We start from the raw sequence: 15,131 nt of genomic DNA, 5'->3' as shown, positions 1-15,131 counted from the left end.
GTCGTAACCGGTCCGGTGCCCCTATGGGTATGGTAGTCGCGCCAAAGTACTTCGGCGATATCTGCCATACCCATAGGGGCACCGGGATGGCCGCTGTTGGCTTTTTGCACGGCATCCATGCTGAGGGCACGAATGGCGTTGGCACGCTCACGACGGCTAGGCATCGCTGATCTCCTGGGTGTGAATAGATTGAAACGGAAAAAAGGAGGGCATTTTCCCTCACCGGAGCGCCTCGGGGCAATGACAGATAGTCATCCGGAGGCGTTTTTCCCATGGTTAGCGGCCGATTGTGCGGGTGAAACCTTTCCGCTGCTGGTTTGTAGAGTTAACCCTTCAGCGAGAAGTGCCATCTATCGTGCAATATCAAAACTTTTTGATATTGCCCTTGCAGTGCTTTGTGCCCATCAATAGACTGCCTGCCCTATGAACTTACACGCGCCTTCCATTCGACATGATGATTGCGACGAGCTGGCAGCCCTGTGCAAGGCCGGCGGCGATCCGCTGCGGCTGAATGTATTGCGCGCGCTGGCCAACGATTCGTTCGGTGTACTGGAACTGGCGCAAATCTTCGGTATCGGTCAGTCGGGCATGAGCCATCACCTTAAAGTGCTGGCCCAGGCCGATCTGGTGGCGACCCGCCGCGAAGGCAACGCGATCTTTTATCGCCGCGCCCTGCCCCACACCGAACTGCTCGGCGGCAAACTGCACGCGGCATTGTTAGAAGAAGTCGACAACCTGACCCTGCCCGCCGATGTTTTGGCGCGCATCGCTCAGGTTCACGGACAACGTGCGGCGGCCAGCCAGGACTTTTTCGCCCGGGTGGCGGAGAAATTCCGCGCCCAGCAAGACTTGATTGCAGGCCTGCCGCAGTACCGCGACAGCGTGCTGGCCCTGCTCGACAAACTGAACTTCAATGGTGCTGCCACGGCCATTGAAGTCGGACCCGGCGATGGTGCTTTTCTGCCGGAACTGGCCAGCCGCTTCAGCACCGTCACCGCGCTGGACAACAGCCCGGCGATGCTCGAACTGGCGCGTCAGGTATGCGTTCGCGAAGAACTGGCTAACGTCAGCCTGCAATTGGCCGATGCATTGAACAGCTCCAGCCTTCAGGCCGATTGCGTAGTGCTGAACATGGTCTTGCACCATTTCGCCGCGCCGGCCGAAGCGCTCAAGCACATGGCCAACCTGCTGCAACCGGGCGGTAGCTTGCTCGTAACAGAGTTATGTAGCCACAACCAGAGTTGGGCCAGGGAGGCCTGCGGTGATCTGTGGTTGGGGTTTGAACAGGATGATTTGGCCCGTTGGGCCACCGCTGCGGGACTCGTTCCCGGGGAAAGCCTCTATATAGGCTTACGTAATGGTTTCCAGATCCAGGTTCGCCACTTTCAGCGACCGGCTGGCGACACTCACCATCGGTAAATTCAGGAAAACATCGAGATGAGCGAATACTCCCTCTTCACCTCCGAGTCCGTGTCTGAAGGACATCCGGACAAAATCGCCGACCAGATTTCCGATGCGGTGCTGGACGCCATTATTGCCCAGGACAAACACGCACGCGTTGCGGTGGAAACCATGGTCAAGACCGGCGTGGCCATCGTTGCCGGTGAAGTGACCACCAGCGCCTGGGTCGACCTGGAGCAGATCGTTCGTGACGTGATCTGCGACATCGGCTACACCAGTTCCGAAGTCGGCTTCGACGGCGCCACTTGTGGCGTGATGAACATCATCGGCAAGCAATCCCCGGACATCAACCAGGGTGTTGACCGCGCCAAGCCTGAAGATCAGGGCGCCGGCGACCAAGGCCTGATGTTCGGCTACGCCAGCAACGAAACCGACGTTTTGATGCCAGCGCCGATCACCTTCTCGCACCAACTGGTGCAGCGTCAGGCCGAAGCCCGTAAATCGGGTCTGCTGCCTTGGCTGCGTCCAGACGCCAAGTCGCAAGTCACTTGCCGTTACGAAGGTGGCAAGGTTGTCGGTATCGAGGCGGTTGTCCTGTCGACCCAGCACAACCCTGAAGTGTCGTACAAAGACCTGCGCGAAGGCGTGATGGAGCTGATCGTCAAGCACGTACTGCCTGCCGAACTGCTGAGCAAAGACACCCAGTTCCACATCAACCCGACCGGCCAGTTCATCATTGGCGGCCCGGTAGGTGACTGCGGCCTGACCGGTCGCAAGATCATCGTCGACAGCTACGGCGGCATGGCCCGTCACGGCGGCGGCGCGTTCTCCGGCAAAGATCCTTCGAAGGTTGACCGTTCGGCGGCTTACGCTGGCCGTTATGTTGCCAAGAACATCGTCGCTGCCGGCCTGGCCGAGCGTTGCGAGATCCAGGTGTCCTACGCCATTGGTGTGGCTCAGCCGACGTCGATCTCGCTGAACACCTTCGGCACCGGCAAGATCAGCGATGACAAGATCATCAAACTGGTGCGTGAAGTGTTCGACCTGCGTCCATACGCGATCACCACCATGCTGGACCTGCTGCACCCGATGTACCAGGAAACCGCAGCGTACGGCCACTTCGGTCGCACGCCGCAAACCAAGACGGTTGGCGAAGACACCTTCACCACCTTCACCTGGGAAAAAACCGACCGCGCCGACACCCTGCGTTCTGCTGCCGGCCTGTAATTCCCTGGCGGCATGAAAAGCCCCGCACGGTTCGCGCCGTGCGGGGCTTTTTCTTGCCCCAAATGCGAGGCTGAATTCAACCGATACACCTGCACAAGCGGGCTTGCCCGCGAAGACACCCGAACAGGCGACATCAATTCCCGATCAGAAACACCCCGCAAAACACCCCACACACCCAATCTGGAATCCTCGCCTAGCCTTCAAGCACTCCCCTTGAGCAAGGACGCTCACGATGTTTGCCACACTGCGCCTGTTGATGACTTTTCTGCTGACGCTCCACAGCTTCAACGCCCAAGCCGAATGCCCGAACTGGCCTCCGGCCCAAGCCCAACGCGAAATCACTACCCTGCAAAACCAGATCGACCAATGGGACGACGCCTATCACCGCCAAGGCCGTTCATTGATTGCCGACGAACTCTACGACCAATCACGCTTGCGACTAAGCGATTGGCGCCAGTGCTTCAACTTGCCATTGACTGCCGCGCCTTTGCGCACAGCCTCTGGCACAGTGGCGCACCCCGTCGCCCATACCGGCCTGGACAAACTTCATAAAGCCGAAGCCGTTGAGGCCTGGCTTCGGGATCGCAAGGATGTCTGGGTACAGCCCAAGGTCGATGGCGTTGCAGTGACGCTGATGTATCGCGGCGGACGTTTGCACCAGGCGATCAGTCGGGGAGACGGCATCAGCGGGCAGGACTGGACCGCATCGGCGCGCAAGATCGGCGCCATTCCTCAACAACTCAAGCAACCGCTGGATTTGCTCGTGCAAGGCGAACTCTATTGGCGACTGAGCGAGCATGTTCAAGCACGCGCCGGCAGCGTCAACGCCCGCGCAATCGTCGCCGGACTGATGGGCCGCAAAGCCCTGAGTTCGGAGCAAGCCGCCGGGATCGGACTGTTCGTCTGGGACTGGCCGCAAGGGCCTTTGGATCTGGCCGAACGAACATCCACCCTGGCGACACTGGGTTTCGCCTCGACCGAGCGATACAGCCATCCCGTCGCCCACCTCGCAGACGCGCAGAAGTGGCGCGATCACTGGTACCGCTCGCCCCTGCCGTTTGCCAGCGATGGCGTCGTTCTGCGCCAAAGCCAGCGGCCGTCCGCCGAGCGCTGGCAGGCGCGTGCACCCTACTGGGCCATCGCCTGGAAGTATCCGTTCGCTCAAGCGTTGGCCGACGTGCGCAAGGTCAACTTCAACATCGGCCGCACCGGGCGCATCACCCCCGTACTCGAACTGACACCCGTCATGCTCGACGACCGGGAGATCAAACGGGTCAGCGCCAGCTCTCTGAAACGCTGGCAGGAACTGGACATTCGCCCCGGCGATCAGGTGGCAATCAGTCTCGCCGGGCTGACGATTCCGCGCCTCGACCGTGTTGTGCTGCGCACGACCGAACGCGAAGACATTTACATCCCCGACTCCAGCGAATTTCACGCACTCAGCTGTTGGCAACCGACAGCGGGCTGCGAAACCCAGTTTCTCGCTCGCCTGACGTGGCTCAGTGGCAAACAGGGGCTGGCCATGTCGCAGGTCGGCCGGGGCACTTGGGAGAAACTTCTGGAAACAGGCCGTCTGAACAACCTGCTGGATTGGTTGACCCTCGACGAGCCAGAGCTTGCTAACATTGCCGGCTTTGGCGAACGCAGCAGCGTGCGCCTGATGGACAGTTTTCGCAGTGCACGGCAACAACCGTTTGCACGATGGCTCAAAGCGCTGGGCTTACCGCCCACCGGCCAGGCACAACTGGCTGACTCATGGCAGGCGCTGGCACAACGCGACACCGCACAATGGCAGGCAGAGCCCGGCATCGGCCCCGGTCGCGCAGCGCAGTTGAGCGCATTCTTCCGCGAACCGCAGGTGCAGGCACTGAGCGAAACCTTACACGCCGCCGGAATCGACGGTTTCTGAACATGCAAACCCGGCGCGCCGGGAACCCAACGGCCACCGAGGCGCTCCAACAGCGCAGTGCCCAACCGACCCGATTGCCCTTGCACATGGAGCTCTTATGAAATTTCTTGCACCGCTTGCCCTGCTCACCCTCTGCGGTGTGATGGCCGCCCCCGTGATGGCCGCTGAAGACGCTCCAGGCCTGACCGGCTGCGCAGCCAAGAAGCAAGGCATCATGAACCAGATCGAGCAGGCCAAGTCGCGCGGCAATGCCGATCAGCAGACAGGGCTGGAAACGGCGCTGCGCGAAGTCACCGAACATTGCACCGACGCCGGCCTGAAGAAAGAGCGCGAAAACAAGGTGCTCGATGCCAAACACGACGTCAGCAAGCGCCAGGCGGATCTGGACAAAGCCATGAAGAAAGGCGATCCAGAGAAGATCAACAAACGCAAAGACAAACTGGCCGAGGCGCGCAAGGCATTGCAGGAAGCGCTGGACGAAATCGATAAATAAGAAGCCGGCAAGCTGCCTGACGTCATCGCGAGCATGCCCGCGATGACGTCAGGCTACAAAGATCAATGATCCCGAAACTTTTTATGGCAAGCGCTGCAGGCATCTTCAACTTTCTGTACCGCAGGCCCCAGGTTACTGGCCTTGTAGGGCTGAACCTGGCTGGCGATCACCAGTTCACCGGTCGCCGCTTCAAGGGTACGGGCCATTTCCTGAAAACGGGCCTGGTTCTGCCAGACATCGTCCTTGGCGCTGGTGTGATCTTCTTCGCGAACTTGCGGGAAATGCTTCCAGGGCTCATGGGACAACGCATCGAGCTTGACGGCACCTTCGGCGAACTTCGGTCCGTCGAACGGAACGCGCCCACGCAACATGCCGCCCAGGTTTTCACTGGTCTTGAGCATTTGTTTGAAGATCGCTTTGCGTTGACCCAGCGGGGAATTCGGATCGACACCGCCGCAGGCGGACAAGGTCAGACAGGCCAGCAATACAACAGAAATTCTTTTAAGAGTCATGGTGGCTTCAGGTCACGGAATTCGGCGGCCAGTATCCTCGCCTCACCGACAAACACCAATAGCCCTATTAAAAATACGGATTGCTTGAGCGCATGGAGCTCTCGGGCAGCCAGCACAGGAATCACTCCATGAACAGCCGTTTAAAAGCCTGGCGTCACCCGCTGATCGCAACGCTTGCGCTGCTGGCAATGCTGGCTGGTTGTACCGGCGGCGACGACGCCAAACCGAAAACCCACGCCTTGGCCACTTACTCCAGCGCAACGTGGGAAGCATTGCCGGCCGTGTCCGACAGCGATCTGGTGGCCGGTTTCGGTTCGTGGCGCAGCGCTTGCACCCGACTCAAGGCAGATCCGGTCTGGGGCGCCACCTGCGCAGCGGCGACCAATGTTTCGCAGAGCGCCAAGGAGATCCGCGCGTTCCTCAAGCAGAACCTCGACGTGTTCGGCTTGCGCGCCGAGAACGACAACCCCAACGGCTTGATCACCGGTTACTACGAACCGGTCTACCCCGGCAGCCTGACGCCAACCGAAACGGCCAATGTGCCGGTGTACGGCGTACCGGAGGACATGATCATCGTCTCCCTCGACAGCATTTATCCTGAACTCAAGGGCAAGCGTCTGCGCGGTCGCCTCGAAGGCCGGGTGCTCAAGCCGTATGACGATGCCGCAACCATCGAATCCAAGGGCGTGAAAGCACCCGTGGTGGCTTACCTCACCGACCCGATGAATCTGCAATTCCTGCAGATCCAGGGTTCCGGGCGGATACAGACGGCGGACGGCAAACAACTGCGTATCGCCTACGCCGACCAGAACGGTCACCCGTACCGACCAATCGGCCGCTGGCTGGTCGAGCAAGGCGAGTTGAAGAAAGAAGACGTCACCATGGGTGCGATCAGCAACTGGGCCAAGGCCAACCCTTCGCGCATCCCGGAACTGCTGGCCAGCAACCCGAGCTACGTGTTCTTCACGCGCAACCCGGACAGCAATGAAGGCCCGCGCGGGTCGTTGAACGTGCCACTGACGGCCGGTTATAGCGCGGCGGTAGATCGCAAGGTCATTCCGTTGGGCAGCCTGTTGTGGCTGTCGACCACCCGTCCGGACGGCACGGCTTTGGTGCGGCCAGTGGCGGCGCAGGATACCGGCGGCGCGATTGCCGGCGAAGTTCGTGCAGATCTGTTCTGGGGCACTGGCGATGCAGCCGGGCAACTGGCCGGGGACATGAAGCAGCAGGGGCAGATCTGGATGCTCTGGCCCAAAGGTGTCGCGTTGCCACAAGTGCCGCAGGTGGCAGACACAGCCAAAAACAAACCTTAGGTTACTCGCGCTTTCGCGAGCAAGCCCGCTCCCACAGTTGGAATACATCCCCGTGGGTGCGGGCCTGCTCGCGAAGAGCCAGCAGCCACACCCCAGAATCAGATCGACACAAAGAAGAACGAAGCAATCAATCCCATCCCGACAAACCACACCAGCGACCGCAAAATCGCCCAGTCCGCCAGATAGCAGATGATGTAAAGCAGGCGACTGGTGATAAACAGCACCGCCAGCACATTGACCGTCACCAACTGCGCCGTGCCCACCAGATGCGCAACGATCACCGCCGCCGCAAACGCCGGCATCACCTCAAAGCTGTTCATCTGCGCCGCATGCGCCCGCCGGGCTACGCCACCGACGCTGTCGAGAAAATCCCGGGGATCATGATTGTCGCTCAGCCTGAAACCGCCCGAGACCTTGGCCACAATCGTGCACACATACGGCAAAAAGATCGCGATCAACACACACCATAAAGCCACCGTCATAACGCCATCCTTTTTCGAGTGATAGGGTTTGCGGGCGGTCAGAACTTCATGACCAGCATGCCGATCAGCACCAGCCCACAGGCTAAGAGCCGCGGCCGACCGAAAGGTTCTTTCAGATAACGCATGCCGAACAGCACCACCAGGATCACGCTGATCTCGCGCAACGCCGCTGCCTCGGCAATCGAGCCCAATTGCATCGCCCACAGCACCAGAGCGTAGCTGAACAATACGCAGAACCCGACCGCCAGCCCCAACTTCCATTGCTCACGCCAGAACTGTATGAACGCCGAGCGCTTGGCGGCCCACGCCAGCAAGGGAAATGGCCAAGCGCTGAGCAGCGTGACCCAGACCAGGTAATCCAGCGGATGCGACCAGCGCCGCAACGCTTGACCATCGATGTAGGTGTAGCAACCAATGCACAGGCCGATAAGCGCCACCACGGGCAGCATCGACCACGGTAAATGTTTACCGCCGCCGCCCTGCCACAGCAGGCATGCCATCCCGAACGGAATCAGCATGATGCCGAATATCTGCTGAGTGCTGAGTTCCTCACCGGCAAAGATCAGCGTCAGCGCCAGCACCACCAGCGGCGACAAACCACGCATCAGCGGATAGACCAGCCCGAGGTCGCCGACCCGATACGCCTGAATCAGCAGATAGCGATACAGCAGTTCAAAAGCTGCCGAAGCCAGAATCCACGGCCAGATGTCTGCGGGAGGCAAGCTCACAAAGGGCAACGCGACAGCGACAAACAACAGCGCCACGCTGTCCATGCACGCCACCACCAGCAGCCGCTCGGCGCTGAATTTGATCAGGGTATTCCACGCCGCATGCAGCAGCGCCGCTATCAACACCAGAGCCGTCGCCAGCACACCCCACTCCTTTTTTGTGGTTGACCCTGCACCCGTCAGTCAGGTTATGGATGCGTGATATATCAGCAACTGTTTATACCGCAAGCGATCACGCCGCACTCCATTGCACACTGATAAACAGCACCGGCTCCTTTCCCTCCGGGAGAGGGCCGGGGTGAAGGTCTCTTCATCGGATCACACCTCACTGTGTCCCCAGCCTGATTCAGCCCATCCAACCCTTGCACTGAAGAATCGGTGCGCTGTCTTTCCACACCTCATCCCAAGGACCCCGGATGCTCGAGCTCGTAGCCGCTTTCATCTGCCTCACCACCCTGCTCACCTTCGTCAACTTCCGCTTCATCGGCCTGCCGCCGACCATCGGCGTGATGGTGACCGCACTGATGTTTTCCTTGCTGCTACAGGGGCTCAGCGTGCTCGGCTATCCCGGCCTCGAAGAGCGTGTGCAGCAACTGATCGGCCAGATCGACTTCGGCGATCTGCTGATGAACTGGATGCTGTCGTTCCTGCTGTTCGCCGGCGCCTTGCACGTCAATCTGAATGACCTGCGCAGCTATCGCTGGCCTATCGGTCTGTTGGCAACCGTTGGTGTCTTGATCGCTACCACGCTGATCGGCAGCCTTGCCTACTACATTTTCGCGCTGTTCGGCTGGCACGTGAGTTTCCTCTACTGCCTGTTGTTCGGTGCGCTGATTTCGCCCACCGACCCGATCGCGGTGCTCGGTGTATTGCGTACCGCCAATGCCTCGAAACCACTGAAAACCACCATCGTCGGCGAGTCGCTGTTCAACGACGGTACCGCCGTCGTGGTGTTTACCGTGCTGCTGGGCATTGCCCAACTCGGCGAAACCCCGACCGTCAGCGCCACGGCCATGCTGTTCGCTCACGAAGCCATCGGCGGCGTGCTGTTCGGTGGGCTGATCGGTTATCTGGTCTATCTGATGATCAAGAGCATCGAGCAGCACCAGATCGAAGTGATGCTGACCTTGGCACTGGTGATCGGCGGCTCGGCGATGGCCAGTGAGTTGCATGTTTCGGCACCGATTGCGATGGTGGTTGCCGGACTGATCATCGGCAACCTGGGCCGCAACCTGGCGATGAACGACATGACGCGCAAATACCTCGACGGCTTCTGGGAGTTGCTCGATGACATGCTCAACGCCCTGCTGTTCGCGCTGATCGGCATGGAGCTGTTGTTGCTGCCGTTCAACTGGTTGCACGTAGCAGCGGCGAGCTTGCTGGCGGTGGCGATCCTGCTGTCGCGCTTGCTCACCGTGGCCCCAGCGATCCTGCTGTTGCGGCGCTGGCGCACCGTGCCACGCGGTACCATCCGCGTGCTGACGTGGGGCGGGTTGCGCGGCGGGGTCTCGGTGGCCCTGGCGCTGTCGCTGCCACTGGGGCAAGAGCGTGATCTGCTGCTGAGCATCACCTACATCGTGGTGCTGTCATCGATCCTGCTTCAGGGCCTGACCATTGGCCGCGTCGTTCGCGGGGTGACCCGTGCACAGAACGTCAGCGCTGCCGATTCAGCACACTGACAGCTCAATCAGGCACCTTCGCAGAGCACTCGCTCTGCGACGGCCTGCTCAGCATCCCGAGCAGATGCCACAGCGCCTGCGTATTAACCAGCAGCTCTCAGCACCGCATCAACCTGCTCGGCAGCGTGTAACAGAATGCTGTCGCCTCTAAAACTTCCAATCATTTGAAGCCCTGCGGGTAACGCCCCGATATCGCGAACCAGAGGGAGGTTAATTTGAGGCAAGCCAAACGCCATCCAGAATTTGCTGAAATCGGAAGGTCCGGTAGCGCCCAGGCCCTTCGGAGCGACGATGCCACAACTTGCCCCCAGGACGGCATCGAAAGGCTCGAATATCGGTTCCAACACCGTGGCCAACGTTGCCAAACGCTTCTTTGCCGCTGACTCTTGCTCCCACGTCGTCAGACTGGCGCGCTCGATCATGGCCAATAATTCTTCACTTAGTTTGTCAGGATGTGCTTGCAGTTCTTTGGCCAATGAACGAGCGCCCTCGCAATCGTTTATCAGCAGATGGTCATCAAATACCGCAGCAAACTCCTCAGGCAGCAACACCTCGCTCACTTGATGTCCCGCCAATCTCAGTTCTTCAACAGCAGCGTCCAGTGATTGCGCCACATCCTCGTCGACCTGATCCCAACGGGCGGTACGACAGAAGCCGAACTTACATAAACGACGATCATTAACACCCTTGGCCAAACCGGGGATCAAGACTTGAGCCATCAGTTCCAGATCACGCACGGAGCGGCCATACCAACCCACCGTATCGAAGCTCGGCGCCAAGGGTTTGACCCCCTCTAGAGAAATCAACCCATACGAAGGTTTGAACGCATACAGTGCGCAATAGGATGCTGGCTTGATCAATGATCCGGCTGTCTGTGAGCCCAATGCGATTGGAAAAAAGCCTGCCGCCATTCCCGCTGCCGAACCGGCACTTGAACTTCCTGGAGTTCTGTCAAGATCATGTGGGTTGCGGGTTGGACCGGTATGCATGTAAGCGAATTCGGTGGTATGGGTCTTGCCCATGATGACGGCTCCGGCCTGGCGCAGAAGCGCGACGACATGAGCGTCACGCGAAGGCCGGTTGTCCTCATAGATGGGGGAGTAAAAACGGGTGGGATGATCCAGGGTGTCAAAGATGTCTTTGACCCCCACGGGCACACCCGCCAGGAGGCCTTTCGCATCGCTGTTTTTTAATTGGCAAGCTTGACTGCGCACCTTGTCCGGGTCGAAGGACACAAACGCATTTATGCTTCGCTCTTGCGATTCGACACATTCAAGAAAGTGCTCGGCGACCGTTTCTGCGCTCACGACACCAGAACGCACCATGTGCGAAATAGCAGTGGCGTCTGCGTTATTAAAAGTTTGCATATCGCTCCTTGGGCTTCCCTTCGAAAAGCACTTGATGGGAGTGCACTACATGGAAACTTCAAGCGGCAAAAACTGACTGCAAGTCAGTGAAGCCTTTTATCTCGATAGGATTTGCGGCGGGATCCAGAAAAAACATGGTTGCTTGCTCACCAGGCTCTCCTGGAAAACGAATGCTGGGGGGTAGAACAAAATTCACTCGGCCTTTGATCAAACGGTCTTTTAAAACAATCCAGTCCGACATCTCGAGTATCACGCCAAGATGGGGCATCGGTACGTCGTGCTCACCTACTTTCCCTGTGTTAGTTACCCTAAAGGGCTCTCCCAAATGCAACGACAATTGATGCCCGAAAAAATTGAAATCGACCCAGGTATCGGTGCTACGACCTTCCTCACATCCCAGCAACTCACCATAGAACTGGCGGGAAAGTTCCAGATCGCTGACGTGAATAGCAACATGAAAAATAGATTGCATAGGTAGCTCCTGAAGGTCGCCGGAAGACGGAAATAACTGGCGAGTTGAAGACTGTGCGATTTATATCAAAAGAGATAGCATGTAATTTTTTCGATATCGAAAGTATTTCTTATGGATACGCGTTACTTGAAGAGCCTCATCGCCGTCGTGGAATCAGGCTCCATAGCACATGCCGCACGCATCGAAGGGTTGACGGCAGCGGCGATCAGCCAGCGAGTGCTCGTGCTCGAACGGCAACTCGGTTTTGAGCTGCTATCTCGCGTCGGGCACGCAGCCAAGCCGAGTCAAGCCTGCCTTGGTTTATTGCCCAGAGCTAAACGCATCGTTCGCGAAATCGAATTACTGGCCGCAGATGCTGACGTGCGGGGGCTTACCGGGCAGTTGAGAATAGGCGCTGTTTCTACTGTTCTCACGGGGCTGCTACCCGGGGCATTGCGAGCACTGACCGAGTTGGCGCCGGGGCTCACGCCGGTCATCGTGCCCGGAACATCGCGGTCGTTGTATCAAGCGCTTCTTTCGGGAGAAGTGGACGCTGCGATCCTCGTCGTTCCGCCGTTTGAGTTGCCTAAAGCCCTGCAGGCGGTATCGCTACGCAAGGAACCTCTGGTGTTTCTGTCGAAGCAAGAGTGCGCCGATAGCATCCCGACCCAACTGATGACCCAACCGTACATCCGCTACGATCCTGATTCGTGGGGTGGGCGGCATGCCGAACATTATTTGGCGGACCATGGATTGATACCGACGCCGTTGGTAGATCTGGATGCATTGGAGACCATCGCCATGCTCGTGACTGGAGGTCTTGGCGTGAGCCTCGTGCCTTATTGGTCGGGCTTTGAACAATGGGGCCATAAATGTGCCGTGAGCCGGGTTGGCAATGATCGGTATGACCGAGAGATCGCGCTGATCAGCTATGTTCAGACTGACCGGCCGAACATGATGAGCGCTTTGTGCAAGGCACTTTCAACCGCCTAGCCTGACCGCACTCAATCCTTCTTCGATTTGCCACAAGCGTCGTCAGGGGCGGCGGATTTCACTGGCCGGCTTTCGCTACGGATTTGCGCATGACTGATCAGCGCGAAGATGAAGCTACCGCCAATGATGTTCCCGGCCAGCGTCGGCCCTGCGAACACCATCCAGAAATCACTCCACGGCAACTCGCCGGCAAACACCAGATACGACACTTCTGCCGAACCCACCACGATATGGGTGAAATCGCCGAGCGCCATGAGGTAAGTGATGAGGATGATGATCCAGATCTTCGCGCTCTCCATGGACGGAATCATCCAGACCATGGTGGCGATCATCCAGCCGGATACGATGCCTTTGGCAAACATCTGGCTTGGCTGGTTTTCCATGACCTTGCGACCGATTTCGAGAAAGGCCAGGTCCGTGTTGTTATCGAAAATCGGCAGTTCCAGCATTCCGTAAGCCACCAGAATGGTGCCGCACAAGTTGCCGACCAACACCACTGTCCACAGGCGGATCAGACGAGCAAAGTTGGCCAGGGAGGGTTTGCTCATCACCGGCAACACGGCAGTCAGGGTGTTTTCGGTGAACAGTTGCTGGCGGGCGAGAATGACCGCGAGGAAGCCGGCGCAGTAGCCGAAGCTGGCAATCACCTTGAACGCTTCACCGTCGGGCAGGCGAGAGTTGAGCAAGCCCATGGCCATGAGCGACAACCCCATGGTCAGCCCGGCGGCCAGCGCCGACCACCACAACGCAGCGATGCTGCGCTCCAGTTCATGATCACCTTGGGAGCGAATGATTTCGTGCAGCACCGCCGCACGGGGCGGTTGGCTTTCCTTGACATCGTCTTGCTCTTTGGCCGAGAGGTCAGGGGTCTTGCCGTCTGTAGGGGTTGTCATAGCGTCGGAACCGGTGGGGGCTTTTAGCTACGACCTCCGGCGCTCATGGCTGTTCAGTAGGCGGGAAAATCTTCGCCGCCTGCCACACCGCCCTCGCGGGCAAGCCCGCTCCCACAGGGGCTGCGCTGAAACTGCGGGAGCGTGACTTGCTCGCTGCCGATGTTACGGAGTGACCCGTTCATCGTCCTTGAACTGGTCTTTGACGTACTTGATCTCGGTCCGCCCATGCGGGGCCGGCAAGCCGTCTTCCCCCAGGTTCACAAAGACCATTTTCTCGACGGTGAGAATGCTCTTGCGGCTGATCTTGTTGCGCACTTCGCACGTGAGCGTGATCGAGGTGCGGCCGAACTCGGTGGCGGTGATGCCCAGCTCAATGATGTCGCCCTGACGCGAGGCGCTGACAAAGTTGATTTCGGAGATGTACTTGGTCACCACGCGCTGATTGCCCAACTGGACGATGGCGTAAATCGCCGCTTCTTCGTCGATCCAGCGCAACAGGCTGCCGCCGAACAGCGTGCCGTTGGGGTTGAGGTCTTCGGGTTTTACCCATTTGCGGGTGTGGAAATTCATGTTCACTCCTGAGCATTTGCCGAAAGATGGGCGCCATCTTGGCAGACTGATCGGTCATGCTCCATGAGCCTTCGACTATGGTCGCCATTGGCGATCTTCATTTGGCCGACAGAAAGCCTTTGGAAGATCAGTCTAGACAGCTATAATCGCCCCCGTTTCAAAACGGTAACGTTCACTTGCTACCGTTTTCCCGCCACCTGTCCGAGGGGCGCTGCAGCAGGTTCAACCTGTCAGGCTCGGATGGGGCGTTGACTGGCCTTAAGCCAGACACTAAACGCACAACGGCGCCCATTCGCATACATTACGAATGGAGGCTCTTCATGAGCGCTGTTATCACGCCTGCAGATTTTAACGATTACAAAGTGGCCGACATGTCCCTGGCTGCCTGGGGCCGTCGCGAAACCATCATCGCCGAATCGGAAATGCCAGCCCTGATGGGTCTGCGTCGCAAATACTCCGGCGAACAGCCGTTGAAAGGCGCCAAGATCCTCGGCTGCATCCACATGACCATTCAGACTGCCGTGCTGATCGAAACCCTGGTTGCCCTGGGTGCCGAAGTACGCTGGTCGTCGTGCAACATCTTCTCGACTCAGGATCAGGCCGCTGCCGCTATCGCTGCGGCCGGCATCCCGGTTTTCGCCTGGAAAGGCGAAACTGAAGAAGAGTACGAGTGGTGCCTGGAGCAGACCATCCTGAAGGATGGCGCGCCATGGGACGCCAACATGATCCTCGACGACGGCGGCGACCTGACTCAACTGCTGCACGACAAGTACCCGCAGGTTCTGGATCGCGTTCACGGCGTGACCGAAGAAACCACCACCGGCGTACACCGTCTGCTGGACATGCTGGCCAAGGGCGAGCTGAAAATCCCGGCCATCAACGTCAACGACTCGGTGACCAAGTCCAAGAACGACAACAAGTACGGCTGCCGTCACAGCCTGAACGACGCGATCAAGCGCGGTACCGACCACCTGCTGTCCGGCAAGCAAGCGCTGGTCATCGGTTACGGTGACGTGGGCAAGGGCTCGGCCCAGTCCCTGCGTCAGGAAGGCATGATCGTCAAGGTCTCCGAAGTTGACCCGATCTGCGCCATGCAAGCCTGCATGGACGGTT

Annotated in this window: 15 protein-coding genes, 1 pseudogene and 1 riboswitch; of the genes and pseudogenes, 8 read left to right on the top strand and 8 right to left on the bottom strand. The window is 58.9% G+C overall.

Annotated elements, in window-relative coordinates; translation table 11 throughout:
* Positions 1–164: pseudogene (locus ACIOWA_RS25535) on the bottom strand (transketolase); the annotation flags it as partial.
* 259 nt (positions 165–423) lie between these two features.
* Here ACIOWA_RS25535 and ACIOWA_RS25530 point away from each other — a divergent pair.
* The 4 genes from ACIOWA_RS25530 (at position 424) to ACIOWA_RS25515 (ending at position 5,030) form a co-directional block, all read left to right on the top strand.
* Entirely contained in the window at positions 424–1,419 is a 996-nt protein-coding gene (locus ACIOWA_RS25530; RefSeq protein ID WP_339430303.1) for a metalloregulator ArsR/SmtB family transcription factor, read from the top strand.
* Between the two features lie 18 nt (positions 1,420–1,437).
* On the top strand, positions 1,438–2,628 hold the full coding sequence (gene metK, locus ACIOWA_RS25525) for a methionine adenosyltransferase (protein WP_401162545.1): 1,191 nt from the start codon (positions 1,438–1,440) through the stop codon (positions 2,626–2,628).
* Positions 2,629–2,860: 232 nt separating this feature from the next.
* The gene (gene ligB, locus ACIOWA_RS25520) at positions 2,861–4,537 is read left to right on the top strand and encodes an NAD-dependent DNA ligase LigB (RefSeq protein WP_401162543.1); all 1,677 of its coding nucleotides are present in this window, start codon (positions 2,861–2,863) and stop codon (positions 4,535–4,537) included.
* Positions 4,538–4,634: 97 nt separating this feature from the next.
* On the top strand, positions 4,635–5,030 hold the full coding sequence (locus ACIOWA_RS25515) for a DUF1090 domain-containing protein (RefSeq protein ID WP_339430306.1): 396 nt from the start codon (positions 4,635–4,637) through the stop codon (positions 5,028–5,030).
* Between the two features lie 62 nt (positions 5,031–5,092).
* On the opposite strand, the gene ACIOWA_RS25510 is transcribed toward ACIOWA_RS25515, so the two are convergent.
* The gene (locus ACIOWA_RS25510) at positions 5,093–5,542 is read right to left on the bottom strand and encodes a cytochrome c (protein ID WP_339464488.1); all 450 of its coding nucleotides are present in this window, start codon (positions 5,540–5,542) and stop codon (positions 5,093–5,095) included.
* A 128-nt stretch (positions 5,543–5,670) separates the two neighbouring features.
* Between ACIOWA_RS25510 and ACIOWA_RS25505 the strand changes: the two genes are divergently transcribed.
* Complete coding sequence (locus ACIOWA_RS25505; RefSeq protein WP_339430308.1) at positions 5,671–6,855, top strand: MltA domain-containing protein; 1,185 nt, start codon at positions 5,671–5,673, stop codon at positions 6,853–6,855.
* 98 nt (positions 6,856–6,953) lie between these two features.
* Here the strand turns inward: ACIOWA_RS25505 and ACIOWA_RS25500 are convergent, their stop codons facing one another.
* Positions 6,954–7,337 carry an MAPEG family protein gene (locus ACIOWA_RS25500; protein ID WP_339430309.1) on the bottom strand — a complete coding sequence of 128 codons (384 nt, stop codon included), beginning with the start codon at positions 7,335–7,337 and terminating at the stop codon, positions 6,954–6,956.
* Between the two features lie 38 nt (positions 7,338–7,375).
* Positions 7,376–8,209, bottom strand: a complete 834-nt coding sequence (locus tag ACIOWA_RS25495; protein ID WP_401162540.1) for an EamA family transporter — start codon at positions 8,207–8,209, stop codon at positions 7,376–7,378.
* A gap of 272 nt (positions 8,210–8,481) precedes the next feature.
* Between ACIOWA_RS25495 and ACIOWA_RS25490 the strand changes: the two genes are divergently transcribed.
* Positions 8,482–9,744 carry a sodium:proton antiporter gene (locus ACIOWA_RS25490; RefSeq protein ID WP_339430311.1) on the top strand — a complete coding sequence of 421 codons (1,263 nt, stop codon included), beginning with the start codon at positions 8,482–8,484 and terminating at the stop codon, positions 9,742–9,744.
* Between the two features lie 83 nt (positions 9,745–9,827).
* On the opposite strand, the gene ACIOWA_RS25485 is transcribed toward ACIOWA_RS25490, so the two are convergent.
* A complete protein-coding gene (locus ACIOWA_RS25485) occupies positions 9,828–11,111 on the bottom strand; it encodes an amidase (RefSeq protein ID WP_339507464.1) in 1,284 nt (427 codons plus the stop codon).
* Between the two features lie 58 nt (positions 11,112–11,169).
* On the bottom strand, positions 11,170–11,583 hold the full coding sequence (locus ACIOWA_RS25480) for a VOC family protein (RefSeq protein ID WP_339430313.1): 414 nt from the start codon (positions 11,581–11,583) through the stop codon (positions 11,170–11,172).
* A 111-nt stretch (positions 11,584–11,694) separates the two neighbouring features.
* On the opposite strand from ACIOWA_RS25480, the gene ACIOWA_RS25475 reads away from it, so the two are divergent.
* Complete coding sequence (locus tag ACIOWA_RS25475) at positions 11,695–12,555, top strand: LysR substrate-binding domain-containing protein (protein ID WP_339430314.1); 861 nt, start codon at positions 11,695–11,697, stop codon at positions 12,553–12,555.
* A gap of 11 nt (positions 12,556–12,566) precedes the next feature.
* Here the strand turns inward: ACIOWA_RS25475 and ACIOWA_RS25470 are convergent, their stop codons facing one another.
* Entirely contained in the window at positions 12,567–13,448 is an 882-nt protein-coding gene (locus tag ACIOWA_RS25470) for a formate/nitrite transporter family protein (protein WP_401162537.1), read from the bottom strand.
* Positions 13,449–13,610: 162 nt separating this feature from the next.
* Entirely contained in the window at positions 13,611–14,018 is a 408-nt protein-coding gene (locus ACIOWA_RS25465) for a hotdog domain-containing protein (protein WP_221732351.1), read from the bottom strand.
* Between the two features lie 197 nt (positions 14,019–14,215).
* A riboswitch (S-adenosyl-L-homocysteine riboswitch) is annotated at positions 14,216–14,315 on the top strand.
* A gap of 23 nt (positions 14,316–14,338) precedes the next feature.
* Between ACIOWA_RS25465 and ACIOWA_RS25460 the strand changes: the two genes are divergently transcribed.
* On the top strand, positions 14,339–15,131 hold a 793-nt coding region (locus tag ACIOWA_RS25460), incomplete at its 3' end, for an adenosylhomocysteinase (RefSeq protein WP_401162535.1).

The organism is Pseudomonas sp. NPDC087614, from assembly GCF_044743485.1.
In the GTDB taxonomy this organism is placed as follows: Bacteria; Pseudomonadota; Gammaproteobacteria; order Pseudomonadales; family Pseudomonadaceae; genus Aquipseudomonas; species Aquipseudomonas baetica_A.
Note: the sequence above shows the minus strand (reverse complement) of the source record. Positions and strands in the feature narration are given on the sequence as shown.

What these genes read in the sequence shown, in the direction of transcription:
- ACIOWA_RS25485 (WP_339507464.1), bottom strand. Translation starts at nt 11,111, where the DNA reads ATGCAAACTTTTAATAACGCAGACGCCACTGCTATTTCGCACATGGTG.
- ACIOWA_RS25490 (WP_339430311.1), top strand. Translation starts at nt 8,482, where the DNA reads ATGCTCGAGCTCGTAGCCGCTTTCATCTGCCTCACCACCCTGCTCACC.
- ACIOWA_RS25515 (WP_339430306.1), top strand. Translation starts at nt 4,635, where the DNA reads ATGAAATTTCTTGCACCGCTTGCCCTGCTCACCCTCTGCGGTGTGATG.
- ACIOWA_RS25505 (WP_339430308.1), top strand. Translation starts at nt 5,671, where the DNA reads ATGAACAGCCGTTTAAAAGCCTGGCGTCACCCGCTGATCGCAACGCTT.
- ligB (WP_401162543.1), top strand. Translation starts at nt 2,861, where the DNA reads ATGTTTGCCACACTGCGCCTGTTGATGACTTTTCTGCTGACGCTCCAC.
- ACIOWA_RS25480 (WP_339430313.1), bottom strand. Translation starts at nt 11,583, where the DNA reads ATGCAATCTATTTTTCATGTTGCTATTCACGTCAGCGATCTGGAACTT.
- ACIOWA_RS25510 (WP_339464488.1), bottom strand. Translation starts at nt 5,542, where the DNA reads ATGACTCTTAAAAGAATTTCTGTTGTATTGCTGGCCTGTCTGACCTTG.
- ACIOWA_RS25465 (WP_221732351.1), bottom strand. Translation starts at nt 14,018, where the DNA reads ATGAATTTCCACACCCGCAAATGGGTAAAACCCGAAGACCTCAACCCC.
- metK (WP_401162545.1), top strand. Translation starts at nt 1,438, where the DNA reads ATGAGCGAATACTCCCTCTTCACCTCCGAGTCCGTGTCTGAAGGACAT.
- ACIOWA_RS25470 (WP_401162537.1), bottom strand. Translation starts at nt 13,448, where the DNA reads ATGACAACCCCTACAGACGGCAAGACCCCTGACCTCTCGGCCAAAGAG.
- ACIOWA_RS25530 (WP_339430303.1), top strand. Translation starts at nt 424, where the DNA reads ATGAACTTACACGCGCCTTCCATTCGACATGATGATTGCGACGAGCTG.
- ACIOWA_RS25475 (WP_339430314.1), top strand. Translation starts at nt 11,695, where the DNA reads ATGGATACGCGTTACTTGAAGAGCCTCATCGCCGTCGTGGAATCAGGC.
- ACIOWA_RS25500 (WP_339430309.1), bottom strand. Translation starts at nt 7,337, where the DNA reads ATGACGGTGGCTTTATGGTGTGTGTTGATCGCGATCTTTTTGCCGTAT.